Annotated in this window: 19 protein-coding genes; 10 read left to right on the top strand and 9 right to left on the bottom strand. The window is 32.2% G+C overall.

Annotated features, from left to right (window positions below):
* The 7 genes from BMY96_RS05105 to BMY96_RS05075 are packed head-to-tail and all read right to left on the bottom strand — an operon-like array spanning position 1 to position 8,474.
* On the bottom strand, positions 1-969 hold the full coding sequence (locus tag BMY96_RS05105) for a glycosyltransferase family 2 protein (protein WP_092849941.1): 969 nt from the start codon (positions 967-969) through the stop codon (positions 1-3).
* A 2-nt stretch (positions 970-971) separates the two neighbouring features.
* The gene (locus BMY96_RS05100; protein WP_092849938.1) at positions 972-1,874 is read right to left on the bottom strand and encodes a glycosyltransferase family 2 protein; all 903 of its coding nucleotides are present in this window, start codon (positions 1,872-1,874) and stop codon (positions 972-974) included.
* A 6-nt stretch (positions 1,875-1,880) separates the two neighbouring features.
* The gene (locus BMY96_RS05095) at positions 1,881-3,038 is read right to left on the bottom strand and encodes a polysaccharide pyruvyl transferase family protein (protein ID WP_092849936.1); all 1,158 of its coding nucleotides are present in this window, start codon (positions 3,036-3,038) and stop codon (positions 1,881-1,883) included.
* A gap of 3 nt (positions 3,039-3,041) precedes the next feature.
* Positions 3,042-4,286 carry an ABC transporter ATP-binding protein gene (locus BMY96_RS05090; RefSeq protein WP_092849934.1) on the bottom strand — a complete coding sequence of 415 codons (1,245 nt, stop codon included), beginning with the start codon at positions 4,284-4,286 and terminating at the stop codon, positions 3,042-3,044.
* Between the two features lies 1 nt (position 4,287).
* Complete coding sequence (locus tag BMY96_RS05085; protein WP_432416254.1) at positions 4,288-5,160, bottom strand: ABC transporter permease; 873 nt, start codon at positions 5,158-5,160, stop codon at positions 4,288-4,290.
* Between the two features lie 42 nt (positions 5,161-5,202).
* Positions 5,203-7,662 carry an exopolysaccharide transport family protein gene (locus tag BMY96_RS05080; protein WP_092849930.1) on the bottom strand — a complete coding sequence of 820 codons (2,460 nt, stop codon included), beginning with the start codon at positions 7,660-7,662 and terminating at the stop codon, positions 5,203-5,205.
* Between the two features lie 17 nt (positions 7,663-7,679).
* Positions 7,680-8,474 carry a polysaccharide biosynthesis/export family protein gene (locus BMY96_RS05075; protein WP_092849928.1) on the bottom strand — a complete coding sequence of 265 codons (795 nt, stop codon included), beginning with the start codon at positions 8,472-8,474 and terminating at the stop codon, positions 7,680-7,682.
* A gap of 106 nt (positions 8,475-8,580) precedes the next feature.
* Between BMY96_RS05075 and BMY96_RS05070 the strand changes: the two genes are divergently transcribed.
* Together BMY96_RS05070 and BMY96_RS05065 are read left to right on the top strand one after the other, a co-directional pair.
* Complete coding sequence (locus tag BMY96_RS05070) at positions 8,581-10,449, top strand: ABC-F family ATP-binding cassette domain-containing protein (RefSeq protein ID WP_092849926.1); 1,869 nt, start codon at positions 8,581-8,583, stop codon at positions 10,447-10,449.
* Between the two features lie 13 nt (positions 10,450-10,462).
* Positions 10,463-11,233, top strand: coding sequence for an O-methyltransferase (locus tag BMY96_RS05065; RefSeq protein WP_092849924.1), 771 nt, complete (start codon positions 10,463-10,465; stop codon positions 11,231-11,233).
* A 64-nt stretch (positions 11,234-11,297) separates the two neighbouring features.
* On the opposite strand, the gene BMY96_RS05060 is transcribed toward BMY96_RS05065, so the two are convergent.
* Positions 11,298-13,388, bottom strand: coding sequence for a DUF5723 family protein (locus BMY96_RS05060; protein ID WP_092850895.1), 2,091 nt, complete (start codon positions 13,386-13,388; stop codon positions 11,298-11,300).
* A gap of 328 nt (positions 13,389-13,716) precedes the next feature.
* On the opposite strand from BMY96_RS05060, the gene BMY96_RS05055 reads away from it, so the two are divergent.
* The 3 genes from BMY96_RS05055 (at position 13,717) to secA (ending at position 18,466) form a co-directional block, all read left to right on the top strand.
* A complete protein-coding gene (locus tag BMY96_RS05055) occupies positions 13,717-14,289 on the top strand; it encodes a cob(I)yrinic acid a,c-diamide adenosyltransferase (RefSeq protein WP_092849922.1) in 573 nt (190 codons plus the stop codon).
* A gap of 452 nt (positions 14,290-14,741) precedes the next feature.
* Positions 14,742-14,963 (top strand): DUF2795 domain-containing protein, encoded by a 222-nt coding sequence (locus BMY96_RS05050; protein WP_019387375.1) that lies wholly within the window; start codon positions 14,742-14,744, stop codon positions 14,961-14,963.
* 149 nt (positions 14,964-15,112) lie between these two features.
* Complete coding sequence (gene secA, locus BMY96_RS05045; RefSeq protein ID WP_092849919.1) at positions 15,113-18,466, top strand: preprotein translocase subunit SecA; 3,354 nt, start codon at positions 15,113-15,115, stop codon at positions 18,464-18,466.
* Positions 18,467-18,629: 163 nt separating this feature from the next.
* Here the strand turns inward: secA and BMY96_RS05040 are convergent, their stop codons facing one another.
* Positions 18,630-18,863: a hypothetical protein gene (locus BMY96_RS05040; RefSeq protein WP_245750547.1), complete on the bottom strand. Its 234-nt coding sequence runs from the start codon at positions 18,861-18,863 to the stop codon at positions 18,630-18,632.
* Positions 18,864-19,143: 280 nt separating this feature from the next.
* On the opposite strand from BMY96_RS05040, the gene BMY96_RS05035 reads away from it, so the two are divergent.
* The 5 genes from BMY96_RS05035 (at position 19,144) to BMY96_RS05010 (ending at position 22,273) form a co-directional block, all read left to right on the top strand.
* Positions 19,144-20,250: a tyrosine-type recombinase/integrase gene (locus BMY96_RS05035; RefSeq protein WP_092849915.1), complete on the top strand. Its 1,107-nt coding sequence runs from the start codon at positions 19,144-19,146 to the stop codon at positions 20,248-20,250.
* A 73-nt stretch (positions 20,251-20,323) separates the two neighbouring features.
* Positions 20,324-20,677, top strand: coding sequence for a hypothetical protein (locus BMY96_RS05030; protein ID WP_092849913.1), 354 nt, complete (start codon positions 20,324-20,326; stop codon positions 20,675-20,677).
* Between the two features lie 154 nt (positions 20,678-20,831).
* Positions 20,832-21,200, top strand: coding sequence for an FEKKY domain-containing protein (locus BMY96_RS05020; RefSeq protein ID WP_114424673.1), 369 nt, complete (start codon positions 20,832-20,834; stop codon positions 21,198-21,200).
* 1 nt (position 21,201) lies between these two features.
* Complete coding sequence (locus tag BMY96_RS05015) at positions 21,202-21,498, top strand: hypothetical protein (protein ID WP_092849906.1); 297 nt, start codon at positions 21,202-21,204, stop codon at positions 21,496-21,498.
* Positions 21,499-21,664: 166 nt separating this feature from the next.
* On the top strand, positions 21,665-22,273 hold the full coding sequence (locus BMY96_RS05010; RefSeq protein WP_092849902.1) for a peptidylprolyl isomerase: 609 nt from the start codon (positions 21,665-21,667) through the stop codon (positions 22,271-22,273).
* Positions 22,274-22,415: the final 142 nt, after the last annotated feature.

Below are 22,415 nucleotides of genomic sequence, written 5' to 3'. Positions count from 1 at the left end.
TTAAATTTTAATGGTTTTTGATTTCCAACGTTTTTCAAACTTATAAATACCTCTTGAAATGAATAAAAAAAGGCTTCCAAATATTTTAATTTCAAAACTCAACATTGAATTATTTGGTCTCAATATCTTAGATAGATTATCAAGTATATATTTAGAATTTACTTTATGATTTTTTTCTAAACTTTTAAAGAATGTATTAATTAAATTGTAATAATATATATTAACTAATTCTGAATCTCTCAATTTAATACTTTTCTTTAAAATTTGAATTGAAACAATGCTTTTAGATTCTTGAAAATCGTCAACATAGCTTAAATTTTTTTGAGTTTTACTAGTTTCATGTTGTCGGTATAAAAATAGAGGAACATTTATTATTTTATAGGATTCTTTTCGGGCACGAAAAAATAACCGTGTAAATAACTCAGTTTCCTGACCTCTTTTTAAATTTTCATTAAACAATATTTTTTCACTTAAAAAGGACTTTCTAAATAAAATAGAGTTTGTTATTAGTTGTAATTTCCATAAAGCATAGTCTTTAAACAAATAAGATTTAATTTCTAAGCTTTGAAGAGTTTTGTTCTCTAAATTTTGATTAACTGTATAATGCGATCCAATAACAAAATTCACACTAGATGTAAACGCTTCAATTCTAGATTTTAAAAAATTATCTAACATGACATCATCATCATCAAACCAATTTACATAATCTCCCTGACTTAATTTAAAGCCATAATTTCTTGCTCCATTACCACCCTTTAAATAACCATTTTCAAGATTATAACATGAAAACCTATTATCTTTTTTTACAAATTTATTTACAATTTCTAAAGTGCTATCTGTACTATGGTCATTTATAACAATGCACTCCCAATTTGCATAAGTTTGATTTAATATAGAGTTTAAAGTATCACCAATTATATGTGCTCTATTATATGTTGGTATTATAATGGATACAAGTGGGCATTTCATTTTTAAATATAGTGTTTCCCTATTGTTTTATTAGTAATTCTACTTTGAGTTATACTGTCTGAAATACGATATATTAATTGAAGCTCCTCATTACATCGTTTTACATTTCGCAAATTAAACTTTAATAAGTAATTAAGTCTAGTGTTTTTAATTTCTCTTATACGTTTGTTAATATGGCTAGAATGATTTTTTAAATTAAGATTTGCCCAATTTAACTTGTACATCCATTCTTTATATTTTAAAGTTTTAGTTTGAAAACCTTTATTTTCAAACTCTCGATCATGCATTACAAAAACATGTGGTACAATTCCAACTTTTAACCTATGGTATCTTAATCTTTGACAATAATTATCATCTTCTCCATAATGAAAAAAAATAGGATCAAAGCCTCCTACTTTTAACAATGTTTCCTTGGGAATTAGCCAACTTGCAGCATTAACGAAAGGTACTTCATAGATTTTAGATAAATTCTTGTTAATGGCATCAAAATGAAAGAAATTATTATAATCGTACTTTAAATAGCTAGAAAAATTTCTATCCAATTTATTACCCGATCCATTTAATTGTATAGGACTTAACACACCAAATGCTGAATTAGTTTTATGTACATTTACCAATTCTGCTATGGTATCTCGTTTTAAATATGCATCTTGATTTAGTAAAAATACATAATCTGCGCCTTCATTTAGTGCATAACTTATACCTAAATTATTGGCTTGACCAAAACCCAAATTAGTTTGTTGTTCTAGCAATATAACCCTAGGAAAATGTTTTTTTATAAATGCTACAGTATGATCTGTAGAGGCATTGTCTACTACTATAACTTTATAATCACAACAAGAATTTAAGCATTTTTCTAGCCATTTAATACCGTTATAACTAACAATAATTATGTAAGTATCCATAACATTTTAAAAAAACTTATTTAGAATTCTATTAAACCTATTACTTAAATTTAACAGGGTATCAAATTTAACAATATAAAAGCTAAACTTTGGCTTTTCCTTACTTTGAATTATGTTATTTAAAACTTGCCAATGTTCATTTAAAGTATTGTCGATTTTTTGCTTTACTTGTTTTGTTAAATATGCAGATTCATTTAACTTATTACCAACATTATTAAAAGAATTTAAAATCACATTATTACTAAGTTCTGCCAATTCTAATAATCCTTTAAATTTATGCAATACTTTAGACTTATTGTTAAGCACTAAAAAAGAAGGTACACCATATGCTAAAGCTGTAATAAAACCATGCATGGAAGAACCTAGAAAATATTTTCCTTTTCCAATTACGTGTGCTACTGTTTTTAATTCATCAGACTCAACTATACTATAATCGCATTTCATTAGTTTAGACACTTGTTCTGTAAAAAACTTATCTCCATGACAATCACCTATAATAATTAATTTTATAGGCATTTTGAGCTTCTTACTTAAAGCATCCAATTCTTTTGCCGTTTCATTAATTGGGCAGTGATATCTTGAATTTAAATTAATTGTTATGTAATTAGAACCCGTACTTGTATCTAGAGGCCATAATTTATGAATATCAAATGCTGTATCTGGAACAACACAAATTTTGTTTTTAAAATTTAAATCTCTTTTAATTGAATTGCTTACTATTTGTTTACTTATACCTTCCCGAAAGGCTAAATAATTTGAACTCTTAAATGTTTTAATTGCAATTTTTTTTTGTATAAACCCTTTAAAACCTCTTGATATACCTGGAGCATTGAATAGTAACGGTATTTTTTGTTCTATAGCTATTTTAGCTGCTCCTACCCACAAATTAGCATAAGCAAATCCTTTTTTATTATTATATACTGTAACGTAATTTGGTAATAAATGAAGTATATTCCCTCCCCCTATTAATATTGCATCATAAGCATTATTTTTAGCTTTATCAAACGAAATAATAGGCCTGCTATCTTTAAAAACTGTTTGATTATTAGTTGGTGAAATGTGGTCCCATTGATATTTAGGCAGTCTAAATTCTGCTATATGAGGAAAAAGTAAATCTCCATAATTATCAACATCAAAAGTCCCAAAATGCCCTACTTTTTTCATCTTTTAGTACCACTTGTATTCTGCTAATGCCTTAGCTTTAATTGATGCTGGCTTCAAAATAATTCCGCAATTAAAGAAATCACTATTTACTACTTCAAAAACCAAACATTTTTTCAATCTTTCTACTTCTACTTTGTTGCTTACAACCCCAACATTTACATAATACAAACCTTGTGTTAATGGGTTCCTTTCTATTACACAATTTAAAACATCGCTAGATGTTTTTATATACCCATTATTAAAATATTCTGAGGATATATGTAATACCTTTTCATCATTAAAATTATAAATACCTAAGTGCACATTAGTTAGGTTAATAGCTTTTACGTTTAAGTTAAAACAAATGTTTATATTGCTACCAGAGGCAACCAGTTTGTTTTTTATTTCAATATTTTGCAAAATATTATCTTTATTATTTGCAGAATAATACAATTTGGTTTCTTTGTTTTTATTATTTGAAATATAGTATTCTATGCACTCTTCTACCTCGCCCTCAAAGGAAGAACTTCCATTTTCGAGAACAATAGCTCGCGTACATAAATTTTTTACAGCTGCCATATTATGACTAACAAATAAAACTGTTCGACCTTCACCACGACTTATATCCTGCATTTTACCTATAGCCTTTTTTTGAAATTCGGCGTCACCAACAGCTAATACCTCATCAATTACTAAAATTTCCGGTTCCAAAAATGCGGCAACGGCAAAAGCTAGTCGAACTGTCATACCAGAACTATAGCGCTTTACTGGAGTATCTATATATCTTTCACAACCTGAGAACTCAATAATTTCGTTAATTTTAGAACTTATTTCACTTTTAGTCATACCAAGAATAGCTCCGTTTAAAAATATATTTTCGCGCCCAGTCATCTCGCCATGAAACCCTGTACCTACTTCTAATAAAGATGCTATACGTCCCTTGGTTTTTATTTCTCCTGTTGTTGGTCCTGTAACTTTAGAAAGTATTTTTAAAAGCGTAGATTTACCCGCTCCATTTTTACCTATGATTCCTAAAACTTCTCCTCGCTCTACCTCAAAATCAACACCTTTTAGTGCCCAAACATAATCAGAGTCACCTTTAGAAGTACGGTCGTTTGTATCTCCTACTTTTAAATATGGATCTCCTTTTCCTCTAATTTTATACCACCATCTGTTCAAATCATGGCTAATAGTTCCAGTTCCAACAAGACCTAAGCGATATTGTTTAGAAATGTTTTCGACTTTTAAGATAATGTCTTTCTTTTTCATACTAAACGGTATCTATAAAGGTTTTTTCTGTTTTATTAAAAATTATTAACCCTAAAGAAAAGATTAAAATTACTGCTACACCAACATATAGAATTTTAAATATAGAGAAATCACCAACACCTAAAGTCATGTGCCTGAACAACTCAATTATTATTGTCATTGGATTATATTCTACTAACCATGAGTATTCCGGAACTTTTTCTTTAAAATAAGATAATGGATACATAACTGCAGATCCGTACATTAATAATTGCACACCAAAGCCAACTAAAAAAGTAAGATCTCTATACTTTGTAGTCATTGAAGATATAATCATACCAATACCCAATCCAAAAAACCCCATAAATAATATTAATATTGGTAAAAAGATTATTACAAATTGAGGTGACACGTTAGTCGCTTTATTACTAAAAAACACAAAATATAAATAGAAACAAAAAAACACTAACAATTGAATCCCATACTTTAACAGGTTAGAGAACACAACCGAAAGCGGTGTTATAACTCTTGGAAAATAGACTTTACCAAAAATACCTTGGTTGGCTTTAAATGTATTACTAGTACCGGTTAAACAGCTACTAAAATAATTCCAAGACGTTATTCCTGCTAGATTAAACAAAAAAGGAGGTACACCACTACCAGTTGGTATTGCAGCCAAATTATTAAAAATTAGGGTAAATATAACACCTGTAAATAAAGGCTGTATAAAATACCATAATGGTCCTAAAATAGTTTGTTTATATTGGGTAATTACATCTCGTTTTACAAATAAAAGCAGAAGATCTCTGTATCTCCAGATTTCACTAAAATTTAAATCAATTAATTTTTTCTTTGGAGAAATTGTATAAAGCCAATCACTATTCTTATTATTCAATATCTTTTCTTTTTAATTCACCAACTTTAAACCTTAGGACAACTAGCTAAAAAATGACTTAATTCTATTTATTATTGTTTTTTTAGCAGGTCCATCATCATTATAACCATTCCCATAACTACCGTAACCATAGCCATAGCCATAACCATAACCGTAACCGTAACCGTATTTCCCTTTTTGGTTATAGCCATTATACACAAAACTTAAATTTTCAATTTCGCCTTTACTATATTTAGTGTTAATTAAGTTAAGCATCCCTTTTTTTGTATAATCTTGTCTTACAACATATACCGTTGCATCTGCATATTCTGTTAACTCTAATGCATCAGCCACAAGACCTATTGGTGGTGTATCTAACACAATATAGTCGTAATTTTGTTTTAGATAATCCATCATTTCATCCATATTATCATTCATGAGTAACTCTGATGGATTTGGAGGTATAGGACCAGATGTTATTACATCTAAATTTTCCACTTTGGTAACTTGAATGACCTCATCTATACTTTTTTGACCAATTAAATAATTTACAACGCCAATCTCATTTTTAATTTCAAAGTCTCCAAATATTTTTGGCTTTCTTAAATCTAGCCCAACCAAAATGGCTTTTTTACCGCTCATTGCAAAAACGGTAGCAATATTAATTGAACAAAAGGTTTTCCCCTCGCCACTTACCGAAGAAGTTACCATTACGGTTTTAGAGCCTTCTAAATTATGCTTTTTATAAAAATATTGTAAGCTAGACCTTATAGACCGAAACCCTTCTGCTATTGTAGATTTAGGTCTTAAGTGGACTACCAAATTATTTTCCAAACTATTTTTACCAACTACTCCTAGTAACGGAATATTAGATAGGCCTTCTAAAACCTGTGGATTGTGTAGTTTGTTATCTAAAAATGTTAGTAAAAAAGCTAATATTAATGGAGGTAGAATACCACCAATAACGGCAAATAAGTATCTTGAACTTAAACGTAGGTCTATAGGTGTGGCACCAGTATCTTTTGCAGGATCGATAACCACAATGTCTGATACGCTAGCCGATTTTATAATATCGGCCTCACCACGTTTTGCTAAAAACACATTATACGTTTTTTCACTAAGGGCATATTGTCTTTCAATATCAAACAACTTTTGCTGAGCCTTTGGCAATTTTCGTATTTTACCATCCTCAATAGCAATTTTATTATTTAAGGATTGTTGCTCTCTTTTTAACTCCCCTCTTGCCGAATTTATATTTTCTAAAAGCACTAATTTCAGCCCTTCAATTTCGCGATTTAAATCGGAAAATATGGTTGCATCTTTTCTAACAGTAGCTCCATATTTTGACTTTTGTACAGACAATGCATTAATTTTTGCGATGTTGGAAAGTATATTTCCCTCGTCTATTCCAGAAATAGAAGGTGCCGGAACTTCTGTAAAAGAATTACTTGTTTTTAGATAGTTTTCTAAACTGCTGTAATAGGCTAATTTTCTATTCACTTCATCTTTACTCGTTTCTAAAGAAGATAGTTTAGCATTTATGGCAACACTTTCGTTAGTTAAATCAAATATTCTGTTTTTTTGTTTATAGTTATTTAATGAATCCGCATTAAGCGTTAACTGCGTCTTTACTCTATCCAACTGGCTATCAATAAACGCTATAGTATTGGTTACAAATTGGTTTTTCCTATTTAATTGGTCGTTACTTAATACAGAAACAGTTTCATTTAAATAATCAACAATTTTACCCTTATTTACATCAACCATACTTAAATTTAGTGTTGGAGAACTTCTAGGATTATCAATTACTAACTTATTTCTGTACTTTGCTACTACGGCATCAAAATCACTAAATTGTATAAAATATTCATCATTAACAACTGGTTTCCTATCTTCAGCCAAATAAATCACTCCATTTATATATGGCAGACTAATAGTATCTCCTAAGGTATATTGTTCTTTAAACTCACCCAGAGGCACATCTATATTCGCTGTTTTCTTAGAGTCGTAATTTTGAGTTTTGGCTAAGTTAGATTCAAAATTTAAAGACAGTAAATACTTATTATCTTCAAGAAACGTAATTTTAACGGGATGATTTATTAATTGACTCGTATTTGGAGATAAATTAATTCTAATTGGTGATGCCTTATAAATATCATCTTTTCTAAACCTAGCTTGTTTTAAATATGTGATATAAAATTCAAGATTATCAACTACTTTCTCATGTATTGAGCGTGACCTTAAAGAAGTCATTATAGTTTGCACTTTTCCAGTAACACCGCCCCAGTTAAAGGTTAAACTAGTTGTTGATGTAAATAATGGGTTAGATTCTTCCTCTACCGAAATCTGCGTACCTAACCTATACGATTGTTGTTTTCGTATATTTTGCTGATACACTATAAATATACCAAGACCTATAAATAGAACAAACAGTTTCCAATAGCTTAAAACCCTAATTAAAAAGGCCTTAACATCAAATGAGGGTAGTGATTGTGATTCTGAAATTTCGAATTCCTCTTCCATAGTTTAGTCTAATAAGTTTATAGATTTCGGGTTAAGAAATATGTAGAAACAAGTACCGATAAAATTGAAGCAATAGTGGTTATATTTTGTATTGCCGTTTGTCCAGCACCTAACGATTTACGTTTTAAAGGTTTAACCAAAATCATATCGTTAGGTTGAATATAATAAAAAGGCGATTTCATGGCTTTAATATCTGTTAAATCGATATGATGAATCTTTTGGCCTCCTGGATATTGCCTTACAATCAAAATATCTTTTCTATCTGCAGTATCTGGTAAATCGCCAGCATTTGCCAGCGCTTCAATAATATTTACTTTGTCTTGAAATAAAGTAAATACACCACCACCCCCTTCGCCTGTAACCGTATACCTTAACCCCGCTAATTTTACAGTTACAAATAATTCGGCATTCTCTTTAAAATATTGCTTTAAAAGCTCAGATTTTACTTTCTCCTCAATCTCTTGAGTTGTAAAGCCCAAAACATTAATTTCGCCTAAAATGGGGAACTCTATATTACCATGTACATCTATAGTAAAACCATTAAAATAAAGTCCTGTTTGACTCTGCGCCCCACTTCCTCCTTCTTCACTCACAGGGTTAAAAATACCCACCAACTCAGGGTCCAAGGCCTTAACATTAATACTTAAAACATCGCTAACCTGCACCCTGTAAGGCTTTGGGATTTCGGTAATTACCAGATTATTATTAGTAGTCCCAACTTTATCCTGTAAATAAACAACGTCTTTATTACTTATACATGAAGTACATAAAAAACTAAAAATCAATAAAGTAACAACAAAATAGGGCTTCATATTTAGCAAATTGATATAACGCAAATATAACTTTTAGCTTTGAAGAATAAAACTTATATCGGATTTTTTGGTTTTTTATCCGTTCTTTGCAAAAAAATAACAGCACTTGAATTATCTAACAGTTGAAAACATATCGAAGTCCTACGGCGAGCATACGCTTTTTGAAAACATTTCATTTAGCGTACACAAGGACCAAAAAATAGCCTTTGTTGCAAAAAACGGAACAGGTAAAACGTCTATTCTAAATATTTTATCTGGAGACGATTCTGCAGATTCTGGCGACGTTATTTTTAGAAAAGATATTAAAGTTTCCTTCTTATCTCAAGATCCTAAATTTGACAACGCTTTAACTGTTGAAGAAACTATTTTTGCAAGTGATAGTCCTATATTAAAAATTATTGCTAACTACGAAAAAGCGCTGTTAAACCCCGAAGATACAGATGCGTATCAAAAAGCTTTTGAAGCCATGGATCGCCATGAAGCTTGGGATTTCGAAACGCTTTACAAACAAATTCTTTTTAAATTAAAATTAGATGATTTAAACCAAAAGGTAAGTGTGCTTTCTGGCGGACAAAAAAAACGCTTAGCCTTAGCCAATGCTTTAATTAACAAACCCGATTTATTAATTTTAGATGAGCCTACAAACCATTTAGATTTAGAAATGATTGAGTGGTTAGAAGCTTTTTTTGCTAAAGAAAATATTACGCTGTTTATGGTTACACACGATCGTTATTTTTTAGAACGCGTGTGTAATGAAATTATAGAATTAGACGAAGGAGAACTTTATAGCTATAAAGGCAATTACTCGTATTATCTTGAAAAACGAGAGGAAAGAATAGAACGTGAATCGGTTGAAACGGGAAAAGCAAAACAACTTTTTAAAAAGGAGCTTAATTGGATGCGCAGGCAACCCAAAGCTCGAACCACAAAATCGAAATCTAGAATTGATGATTTTGCCGACATTAAACACCGTGCGCATCAACGCAGAAACGACCACGAAGTGCAGCTAGAATTAAACATGGAACGCCTAGGAAGTAAAATTCTAGAATTCCATAAAGTATCCAAAGCATTTAAAGATAAAACCATCCTTGATGCCTTCGAGTACACCTTTAAAAAAGGAGAACGCGTTGGTATTATTGGCAAAAATGGCACCGGAAAAACAACTTTCTTAAACATTTTAACACAAACTGCGCAACCAGATTCTGGTAAAGTTGTTAAAGGTGATACCGTTAAATTTGGCTATTACACACAAAGCGGAATAAACATAAAACCAGAGCAAAAGGTAATCGATGTTATTCGAGAATTCGGAGATCACATTCCGTTGAAAAAAGGAAAAACAATTAGCGCTCAGCAATTATTAGAACGCTTTTTATTTAGCCGAAAAAAACAATACGATTATGTTGAAAAACTAAGTGGTGGCGAGCGTAAACGTTTATATTTATGTACCATTTTAATACAGAACCCTAATTTTTTAATTCTAGATGAGCCTACAAACGATTTGGATATTGTAACGCTTAACGTTTTAGAAAGTTTCCTTTTAGATTTCCCGGGTTGTATTATTGTTGTAACACACGATAGATATTTTATGGATAAGGTTATTGATCACCTTTTTGTTTTTAGAGGCGAAGGTGTTATTGAAGATTTCCCAGGAAACTATACAGATTATAGGGTTTATGAGGACAGCCAACCTGTAATAACAAATACAGCAACCAACGAAGATAAAAAGGATAACAAATCCTGGAAACAAAACGAAGCTTCAAAATTATCTTTTAACGAAGAAAAAGAGTTAAGAAATATTGAAAGTAAACTAAATGCTTTAGCTTACGATAAGAAAGAATTAGAAGCCAAATTTAATAATCCGGATTTATCGCAAGATCAAATTAACGAACTGTCAAATAAGCTTCAAGACATTATTGATACCATTGAAGCAAAGGAAGAGCGTTGGTTTGAATTATCATCTAAATTAGAAGGATAAAACTAAACACGGCTTGTACCAGGTTATTCAATACATAAAATTTCTGCTAAAATCCACCAATCAACATGGTGTGCACTCCCCTTTTGTTTATAATTTGGTTACACAGTGTTTTTACGATACCACCAAGCACAACAGCTACAAGCTTATAAGTAACTACAAAGATTCGCTTTTAAAAAATAAAACTAAAATTAAGGTAACAGATTTAGGCGCTGGTTCTCAAAAAATGAAAACCCAAGAGCGTTATGTTGCCAATATTGCTAAAAATGCGGGTACAACTAACAAACGTGTTAAGTTAATTTACAGAATTACTAATTATTTTAAACCACAAAATATATTAGAGTTAGGTACATCCTTGGGTATTGCAACCCATGCTATGCACTTGGGAAACCCGAAAGCGAACATAATCTCTATTGAAGGCTGCCCAGAAACCGCGGAGTTTTCAAACCAACAATTAAATACGTTTAAAGCCGAAAACATAGCCTTAATAAATGGCAATTTTAATACTGAAATTGAAACATTAAACTCCAAACCATACGATCTTATTTTTTTTGACGGAAACCATCAAAAGGAAGCGACATTGCAATATTTTGAAGCTTTACTAGAAGCAACAACTAACGATTCGGTTTTTATTTTTGATGATATTTATTGGTCTGAAGGTATGACTGAAGCTTGGGAAATTATAAAAAACCATCCTAAAGTAACCGTTACTATTGATACCTTTTTTTGGGGCTTCGTTTTTTTTAGAAAAGAACAGGTAAAGGAGCATTTTACCATTAGAATATAACTAGCGCCCTAAAAAAAACTCAACCTAAAACTAAGCTGAGTGTTTAAATTATAATTTAGTTCCACTAGTTTACAAGCTTAATTTCCACTCTTCTATTCTGCAAACGTCCCGCTTTATACATATTTGTCGCTATTGGTCTTTTTTCACCATAACCTATAGCCGATAATCGTGTTGGATCGATACCATGTTCAATTAAATAGTTTTTTACCGCATTAGCTCGAGTTTCCGATAACCTTTGGTTTAACTCATAACTTCCAATACTATCGGTATGACCTTCAATTACAAACTTCGAGTTAGGATATTCATTTAAAACGGTAATAATATCGGCTAAAACAATACTAGATTCTGGTTTTAGTGTCGATTTTCCGTAATTAAAAAATATAACCTTAGCATAATTATTTAAAGTGTTCTGTAGTTTTTCGATAACCTCCTTTGGGCAGCCATTGTTGGCCACAGATCCTGCTTGGTCAATACAATCGTCATCCTTATCATAAACTCCATCGCCATCGGTATCTTTAAAAGGACACCCATTATTTTCCTCATTCCCTGCTAGTTCTGGACATTCATCAACATTATCTAAAATGCCATCGTTATCCTTATCGCCCCAAGGGCAACCTTTATTTTCTTCGGGGCCAACTTCATCTGGACAGGCATCTTCACCATCTACAATACCATCATTATCTTGGTCTTTAATTGGGCAGCCATTATTTGAAACCGGACCAAATTCTTTAGGACAATTATCTAATTTATCGTAAATCCCATCGCCATCTTTATCGCTAGGACCGTTTTGATACACAGGCACCTTTACACCTGCGTAAACATCTGCTTGCCTATTGTTATCGCTACCAAATGCCGATAAAATTGATCCTGAGCCAGCATAAACTGGACCTGCTCTAAACCCATAACCAACTCTAAACTCTTTGTTTTCAATTACTGTAAATGGCACATAAAAACTAAACCATTTACTTTCGTAGCGCGGTGTAAACGACACCAAATTAGACACCCGATTTGCCGTTATTCTGTTTTTAGATATTAATGAATAATCGGTATTTAAATTTAAGTATATGGTATTGCTAAGGCTCCAATCTACATTTAGGTGTAAGGCTGTAGGCAAATCTATTTTATAACCCGTTTCTGTATTGGTACGAATGTAATATGAGTTTAAAAAACTACCGAGATCTTCTGCTGTATCTTCGTAATCGTCTTGATTTAAGTCTTCAAAATTAACATCGAACGTTTCATTAACGGCATCTTTATAATCTACAAAACCAATATCTGTTATAGAAACGCCTACTTTTAATTTATACTTGTTTTTGTGCTTAAAATTATACGGACTATAGTCTTTTGTTTTATAGTCTTTATAGCTTGGTCTTAACTCATAAACAAAACCAACATCTACCCCAACACCATTAGCATGGTCTGGTAATTTAATATCGTAATCATCATTATCAAATTCGGCACTGCGCGCATAAGTTAAGTCTCCACTAGTCGTTATACTTCCTGTGGTTTCTCCACCAAAAAAAGCAGTTCCATCGGCATCGTAATCCACATAAATATCGGTTCCGGTTACAAAAGCACTACCAAAACCTTGTAAATATTTTAAAGAAACACCACCTTTTAAAAAATGCTTGTTTTTGTTTATTAAGGTTCTAGCATAAGTAATTCCTACTTCTCCCCAAGAGTGCCCTAACACGTTTAATTGTGCTTCATTTAAAATAAAATCTCTTGTGGAGTCATCGTCTATTGCAGCTATAGAAGCGTCGTCAAAATCATTGGCATTAACAAATGCTCTTGCTCTTGTAAAAACAGCTACCGAACTGTTTTTACTTAAATTAAACATAAAAGAAGGCCCCAAAATATCGGCATTAACTAGAGCGCTATTAGTACCATTTGAGTTTATTTTCGCCTCCATATCGAAGCTATAGCCGTTTCTAGAAGCATTCCATACATTAATACCATAGTAATTGTTACCACCAAAAACACTTGCGCCTCCAAGGTTTATATCGGTTTTAAATCTAGAATCGGTAATATTTGCAGGATTAGATATAAGGCTATGTACGCCGCTATAATTATCGGTTAAAAACCCTAAATAGGATTGCGCATCCATGATAAAAGTCCCCATTATAAACACCAATAAAATGCTAATTTTTTTCATTCCCCCCATTTTATAATATAGCAGCAAAAATAAGAGTTTTCTAGTTTAAACATATTAATTATTAGCATTTTATCTTTTTTTTACAAGGTCTTTAATTTTAGGTCCTGCAGTACGTTTTAGGCATTATTTAAATATTAAATAATCGTGATATTTATAATAAGACATTGCTTATGGTATGTGTAGCTTGTAATTAAATAGAATACCTTTTTTTTTGAGTATTCGATTTTTAACTTTTACCTTTATAACATGAAATTAGAAAACAGAATTTATATCGTTACACAGAAATTAACGAAAAACATCTGACCTCTAAAACAACAAAAAATATCAGATGAAAATTTACACAAAAACAGGCGATAAAGGTACTACTGCATTATTTGGAGGAACACGTGTACCAAAACACCATATTAGAATTGATAGTTACGGAACCGTGGATGAGCTAAACTCGCATTTAGGTTTAATTCGCGACCAAGATATTAACCCTAACTACAAAGATTTACTTATTATAATTCAAGATAGACTGTTTACGGTTGGGGCTATTTTAGCAACCGACCCCGAAAAAGCTATTTTAAAAAATGGCAAGGAGCGCCTTAATATTGAAAAAATTTCGAGTGAAGATATTGAGCGCTTAGAACGGGAAATGGATGCCATGAACGATGCCTTACCACCCATGACGCATTTTGTTTTACCTGGCGGACACCAAACCGTGTCATTCTGTCATATTGCGCGTTGTGTGTGCCGTAGAGCCGAACGTTTAGCATCGGCACTTAACGAGTTGGAACCTTTTGAGGCTAATGCGCTGACTTATTTAAACCGTCTTTCTGACTATCTTTTTGTATTGGCACGAAAGTTGTCGTTTGACTTACAAGCAAATGAAATTAAGTGGATTCCTGAGAAGCGTTGAAGTTTGAAGCGTTGAAGTTTGAAGCATGAAGTTTGAAGTTTGAAGTTTGAAGTTGAAAATAGCAGGTTTTAAAAAACTGCTTACTTAGGACTAAAAACGGCAGACTTACCCGCGTTAGGGATTGCAGTGGATAGCCCACAGCCCGACAAAGGAGGTGCGAGGACTTGTAACGGAAAGCCCGACCGTAGCGTTTCCTGCGAGGTTTTAAAAACCTTGTAGGTATAAAGCGAAGGGAACGCCCAACTTCTCGTTACATTCCGAAAAAAGAAAACGGCATACTCGAAGTGACACCAAAATATTATTTGCTAAAAACATTATTAACCCGCAGAAATAATTGCAAGGGTTTAGAGTACAAAAAGATACGTTCTTATAATTAATGATTAAATAATTCATTTTTTTCTTGTGTGTTTAAACTAAAAAATTATTTTTGCAAAAAATTAAACACAAAAGAAATGTATTGGACATTAGAATTAGCATCTTATTTAAGTGATGCACCTTGGCCAGCAACAAAGGACGAATTGATAGATTACGCTATTAGAACGGGCGCCCCTTTAGAGGTTGTTGAAAATTTACAATCTATTGAAGATGAAGGTGACTCTTACGACTCTATAGAAGAAATCTGGTCTGACTACCCTACCGATGAGGATTACCTCTGGAATGAAGATGAATATTAAATACAGTATTGCAACATAGATAAAAAAAAGTCTCGAATTGAGGCTTTTTTTTTGTTCTAAAATGTATCTTTGAATGCCTTTTATTTAGGCGCAATAAACAACAAGTTAAACCTAGGCTAACCCTAGATAAAACATATAAAATTACAAAAATGAGTTTTTTAAATTCGGTATTAAAAATATTTGTTGGCGATAAAGCCAAACAAGATGTAAAGGCTACAACGCCATTGGTTAATAAAATTAAGTCTTTTGAAGCAGCATTAGAAGCTTTAACACATGATGAGTTAAGGGCAAAAACCGCTGAATTTAAAGCTAAAATTGCCGAGGCTAATGCCGATATTGACAAGCAAATTGCCGATTTAACCCTAGAAGCAGACAATACCGAAGATATTGATGCGCGTGAAGATATTTATGAAAAAATAGACCTGCTAAGGGATGATGCTTATAAAATAACCGAAGACGTTTTAAACACTATTTTACCAGAAGCCTTTGCTGTGGTTAAAGAAACTGCAAAGCGTTTTACAAACAATACGTCTATTACCGTTACGGCTACCGAGTTTGATAGAACTATATCTGGCGCAAAAGACAATGTAACTTTAGATGGCGATAAAGCGATTTGGGCAAACTCTTGGGATGCAGCCGGAAAACCTATTACTTGGGACATGGTACACTACGACGTACAGTTAATTGGTGGTATTGCTATGCACCAAGGTAAAATTGCCGAAATGCAAACGGGTGAAGGTAAAACTTTAGTGGCTACGCTACCGGTTTACTTAAATGCTTTAGCCGGTAAAGGTGTGCATTTAGTAACGGTAAACGATTACTTAGCAAAACGTGATAGCGCGTGGATGGCTCCTATTTTTGAGTTTCATGGCTTAAGTATTGATTGTATAGATTACCACCAACCAAACTCCGATGCCAGAAGAAAAGCCTATAATGCCGATATTACTTATGGCACCAATAACGAATTTGGTTTTGATTACCTGCGTGATAATATGGCACACTCGCCAGACGATTTAGTACAACGTCCGCACCACTACGCTATTGTAGATGAGGTGGATTCTGTATTAATTGACGATGCCCGTACACCTTTAATTATTTCTGGCCCAATACCTAAAGGCGATCGCCATGAGTTTACAGAATTAAAACCTAAGGTAGACGATATTGTATCTGTACAACGCAAATATTTAACTGGTGTTTTGGCCGAAGCTAAAAAGCTAATTAACGATGGTGATACTAAAGAAGGTGGTTTTAAACTGTTACAGGTGTATCGTGGTATTCCAAAAAACAAAGCGCTTATTAAGTTTTTATCTGAAGAAGGTGTAAAACAACTTTTACAGAAAACCGAGAACTTTTACATGCAGGATAACAACCGCGAAATGCCAAAGATTGATGCGGATTTATACTACGTTATTGAAGAAAAAAATAACCAGGTTGAATTAACGGATAAGGGTGTTGAGTATATTTCGGGTAAAGACAACCCAGATTTTTTCATCTTACCAGAAATTGGCATTGAAATAGCTAAAATTGAAGAACAAGGCCTTCCTGTTGAAGAAGAAGCTAATTTAAAAGAAGAATTATTTAAAGAATTTGGTGTTAAGTCTGAGCGTATACATACACTAAACCAATTATTAAAAGCCTATGCTTTATTTGAAAAAGACACCCAATATGTGGTAATGGACAATAAAGTGATGATTGTAGATGAGCAAACGGGTCGTATAATGGATGGTCGTCGTTACTCTGATGGATTACACCAAGCTATTGAAGCCAAAGAAAATGTAAAAATTGAAGATGCTACCCAAACCTTTGCTACCGTAACCTTACAAAATTACTTTAGAATGTACCGTAAACTGTCTGGTATGACGGGTACAGCATTAACAGAGGCTGGCGAGTTTTGGGAAATCTATAAACTAGATGTTTTAGAAACCCCAACCAACCGCCCAATTGCAAGAGATGATAGAGAAGATTTAGTTTTTAAAACTAAACGCGAAAAGTACAATGCTGTTATAGATGAAGTAACAAAACTATCGCAAGCCGGAAGACCAGTATTAATTGGTACCACATCGGTTGAGATTTCTGAGTTATTGGGTAAAATGCTAAGTATTAGAAAAATACCGCACAATGTCTTAAATGCGAAACAACACAAACGCGAAGCCGACATTGTTGCCGAAGCAGGAAATGCAGGACAAGTAACCATTGCAACCAATATGGCTGGTCGTGGTACCGATATTAAACTATCTGAAGAAGTTAAAAAAGCTGGCGGTTTAGCCATTGTAGGTACAGAGCGTCATGATTCGCGTCGTGTAGACAGACAGTTACGTGGTCGTGCTGGTCGTCAAGGAGATCCAGGAAGCTCTCAATTTTATGTATCGTTAGAAGATAACCTAATGCGTTTATTTGGTTCGGAACGTATAGCTAAAATGATGGATAAAATGGGATTAAAAGAAGGCGAAGTGATTCAGCATTCTATGATTTCGAAATCTATTGAGCGTGCACAGAAAAAAGTTGAAGAAAACCAATTTGGTGTTAGAAAGCGATTATTAGAATACGACGATGTTATGAACGCGCAGCGTGAAGTGGTTTACAAGCGTCGTTATAACGCCTTAAATGGAGAGCGTTTACGTGTCGATTTAGCAAATATGATTTTCGATACTTCGGAAGGCATTGCCGAGACCAATAAAGGGGCTAACGATTTTAAAAATTTCGAGTTCGAATTGATTCGTTATTTCTCTATGAGTTCGCCAATTACTGAAGCAGAATTTGGTAAACTATCGGCACAAGACATTACCTCTAAAATATACAAAGCCGCGTTTACGCATTACAGAGATAAAATGGCAAGAAATGCAGAACTTGCATTCCCTGTTATTAAAAATGTATATGAAACTCAAGCCGACAAATTTAAACGTATTGTGGTACCATTTACAGATGGTGTTAAAAGTTTAAATGTCGTTACAGATCTTGAAAAAGCTTACGAAACTAACGGTAAACAATTAATTACCGATTTTGAAAAGAACATTACACTTGCCATAATTGATGATGCTTGGAAAACGCATTTACGTAAAATGGACGAGTTAAAGCAATCGGTACAGTTAGCAGTACACGAGCAAAAAGACCCGCTTTTAATTTACAAATTTGAAGCTTTCGAGTTGTTTAAAGCTATGATTGACCAAGTAAATAAAGATGTCATTTCATTTTTATTTAAAGGTGAATTACCTCAAGAAACTCAAGATACTATTCAAGAAGCCCGTGCAAGAAAGCAAGAAAAGCTTAATATAGAAAAAGAAGAAATTCCTAATCTTGATGAGCGTTCGGCACAAAACAGAGCGGCAGGCAATACACAACGCCAACCAGAAGTTGTTGAAACTGTGGTACGTGATAAGCCAAAAATAGGCCGTAACGACCGTGTTACTATAAAACACGTAATTAATGGCGAAAACAAAACTTTAAAATACAAACAAGCCGAACCTTTATTAGCTAAAGGCGAATGGGTTTTAATTGAGGAGTAACAAATTAAAAAAAGTGTTTACCATTTATTTATATTTTTACAATATATAGCATAATTAAAATAAATATTAAGGCTTAAAAGGACAAAATCATTGTTAATTGATTTTGTCCTTTTGTGTTTTGTATTTTGTATTTTGTTTGAAATGAAAATTTAAAAAGCAAATGTTAAAAATTTAAAGGCTTCCTTACCACCAAAACTTCGTCGCTAGAAAATTCCATCCAAGCAAAATCATATACGTAATGGTAAATTTTTCCACGGCTATTAATATTTTGATGCGTATGATATTTAAATCTAAATTTCATTTTTTCAAGAACAACACGCTCTATTTTACATTGTGTTTTCTTTTTACCCATAATCTCTAGAAGAATACTTCGATTTCTATGTAATATAGTATCCAATTCTTTAACTATTAGAGCTGTTGATTTTCTTAAGTTAACGTGATAGTAATTTTTACATTTAATTGAACAAAATAACTTATCACTTCTTCCCAATACTTGTTTACTACATATTTTACATTTCATAACTATTTTGTAAAAAAACAATATAAATAAATTTTAAAACACTGATTTTAAATTTTTTACATCTATTCGTTTCTAACGGTTAATATATACTTATTAATTATTATATACTAATCTGTATAAACTTTTTTACTATGTTTAAAAAACAAAAGTCATCATTATGCAACCAATAATTTATCAACCTCTTAGAGGTGCTAAAAGAATTAAAATACATATTCCTTATGAATCAAAAAGTTTAAGAGAATCTATAAAAAAAATTAATGGTAGTTTTTGGCACCCAAACCAGAAGTTATGGTCTGTAATTAATACTGTAGACAACCTTAACAAATTAAAGGTTATGTGTAACGGAAATTTTAAAATTGAAAAAATAGCGAACTCTGTAGCTATACCATCGGTTCCATTAAATAACAATGCCATTAAAGCTCTGTATAACTTAGAAAAGGCTTTAGTTTTAAAGCAATATAGCCGATCTAGTATTAAAGTTTATAAAAAAATGTTTAATGTATTTCTTAGTAAGTTTATGCAGCGAAACTTAAGTGAGGTTAGTAAAGATGAAATAGAAGGTTTTATTTACGAACTAATTACAAAAAACAAAATTAGTGAAAGCTATCAAAATCAATTGATAAATGCTATAAAATGTTATTACGAACATGCTTTAAAAATGCCAAGAGAATATTATGATATACAAAGACCAAAAAAACCGCTAAACATACCAAATGTATTAAGTAAAGTCGAAGTTCTTAAAATTATTCAACAACCTACAAATTTAAAGCATAAAGCCATACTTCATACCATTTATAGCGCTGGCTTACGAGTTTCTGAGCTTATAAATTTACGTATTATAGACGTTCATTCTAAGGAAGGCTATCTATTTATAAAAGATAGTAAAGGAAAAAAGGATAGAAAAACCATTTTATCAGAGCACTTGGTAGCACTACTTCGCGATTACTACAAAAAGTACAAACCATCTTATTGGTTATTTGAGGGTCAGGCTGGTGACCAATATAGCGCCTCTAGCATTAGGTCTATTTTTAGAAAATCTGTAAAAGAAACAGATTCGAACCCATGGGCAACTGTACACACTTTAAGACATTCGTTTGCCACGCATTGTATTGAAAATAATATAAATATGAGGCATTTACAGAATATGCTAGGACATAATTCTCCAAAAACAACAGAAATTTACACTAAAACAATAGCTATTAATAACAAAACTATAACTAGTCCTTTGGATTCGTTGTTGAAAAATAGTACATTGCAACGATAAACAATATAACCGTAGTTTTCTTATTAGACTATAGTTATACAAGTGTTGTAAAACATTTGAGGAAAACCTGAATATGAGTAAATTAATACAACCGAAATTTGATTTAAATATTAACGGAATGAAATTTCTTGGACGCGGACCAAAAGCCTCTGGAAAAGGAATAGGATGGAGCAGAAATGAAAATATAGTTTACAAATGTGTTGATTGCGGAAGTGAAATGTTAGCTTCTCATAATGATTATTGGAATTGTGAATGTGGTGCAATTCATTTAGATTTTGACGCTGGAAGATTTGGCTCAAATTATGGAGATGAAAATATTCTTGTTTATAAAAAAAATGAACAAACAGAAAAAAATCTGAATTCAGAAAATAAGCGAAAATCATTTCTAACTGAATTAATTGAGAAAGTATTTAAACCGAAAAATTAAAAAACGTTTTACAACATTGTATATAAAAAATTGCTATTTTGTGCTTAACCAAAGTTAGTTGCTTTGTTTGCTAGCTTCTGATTTTCCTTCGGAAAATCCTCGCACACAAACACGCAACATTTCATATACGTAACCGTTGTACGCAAGTTGACCGATGAAACGTAAAAAGAAAATAACAATCGGAATTGGACTCTTATTGGTCGGAATTTTATTTTGGCAATTCGGACTTTTTAACCGATTCAATTATTTGACTGCAAAGATTGACGGCTGGAGAAATTCGGCAAGAATTGTAACAACTGAACCACCTTTGCATCCTTGCGGAGTTCCTTGTATTGGACTGAAAGAAGACTATGGATTTCACGAACATTATACAAGCTGTAATCAAACTGGACCAACTATACGCGGAATTAAAGCTTATAATGCAGAAATTGAAAAGTATCTAAATAAAAGAAACGGAAAGGATTGGCGAGCAAAATATCAAGCGGAATTGGATTCGCTGATTAAAAATAATCGATTAGAATAAAATGGGATTAGGAGCTGGACACGTATTGGATATGATAAATCGGATGAAACAAAACCGAGCGCAACGTCCATCTAATCGTTCAAAATTTAAAGAAAATAATCGTGATGGAATTTATTCATCTGACAAAAAATCTCGACAACCGAATTTTAAAACTGTTCCTGAAAAAGAACTGATTGAAATAAAAAATCGGATTCGTGAACGAGCGAAAGCGGAACAAAAAAAAGAACGGATTATTATTGGAATTTCAATCCTTTTCGGAATAATTTCACTAATCGGATTTCTAATATGGCTGAAATAAAAAACCTGCGTACAACAATGTATAACCGCAATTACGGCGGATTCGACTACGTCCGAATCCACTCGGAATTGCTAAAGTCTGTGTCAAATCGAAAATTAACGCATATAAACCCGTAACTGACGGTTATACGAGACCGTTGTGCTTCATTTAACAAAATGACAGATTAATGAAAAAAATCTTCATGTTTATAACAATAATTTGCTTTCATTATGCAAAAGCTCAGAATGATATTAACTTAACTGACATTTTAGAAAATGTTGAAAGTCAAAGTCAAATTGATAGTCTGAAATTTTTATATCCTAATCTATCCATCAAAAAACACTCTTTATCTACTGGAGATAAAAACATTAATAAAAAAGTTTTCTTACTCGAAGAAAAAGAAATTAACGCAGACAGCATTGACGCAATTAAACTATTATCCCAAAAAGACATAAAAGAATTCAAAGTAAAATACATATTCATTAATGGAAAAAACCTTAACGAAAAGGAAATTAAGAAAATTCAAAAGAAAGCTTATAAAGAATTGAAAAAAGGCAAAACTTTTAGTGAAGTTGCCAATAAATACTCAATGGATCCTGGAAGTAAAGATGGTGATTTAGGTTGGTTTCCTGAAGGTCGCATGATTGAAAGGTTTGAAAATGCAATTAGAGAACATAAAAAAGATGAAATATTTCAAGTTTCAGACCAAAGTAGAAAATGGCATTTTATAATTTTAAAAAACCACGACGAGAGAGAAGCCAAAATATATGAATATATAACAATCACAAAATCGTAAAAAAACGAAAGCACAACAACGTGTATAATTAATTGCTTTGGTCGTTGCTTATTTGGAAAATTCCTTCGGAATTTTCTCGCGCTCGTTTTTGTTTACTAATTTAGTTGCTTAAACACGCAACTAACCATACACAAAACCGTTG

The sequence above is a fragment of the Algibacter pectinivorans genome (assembly GCF_900112595.1).
Classification (GTDB): Bacteria; Bacteroidota; Bacteroidia; order Flavobacteriales; family Flavobacteriaceae; genus Algibacter_B; species Algibacter_B pectinivorans.
The sequence above is the reverse complement of the archived record's forward strand: the minus strand, read 5'-3'. Positions and strand labels throughout refer to the sequence as shown.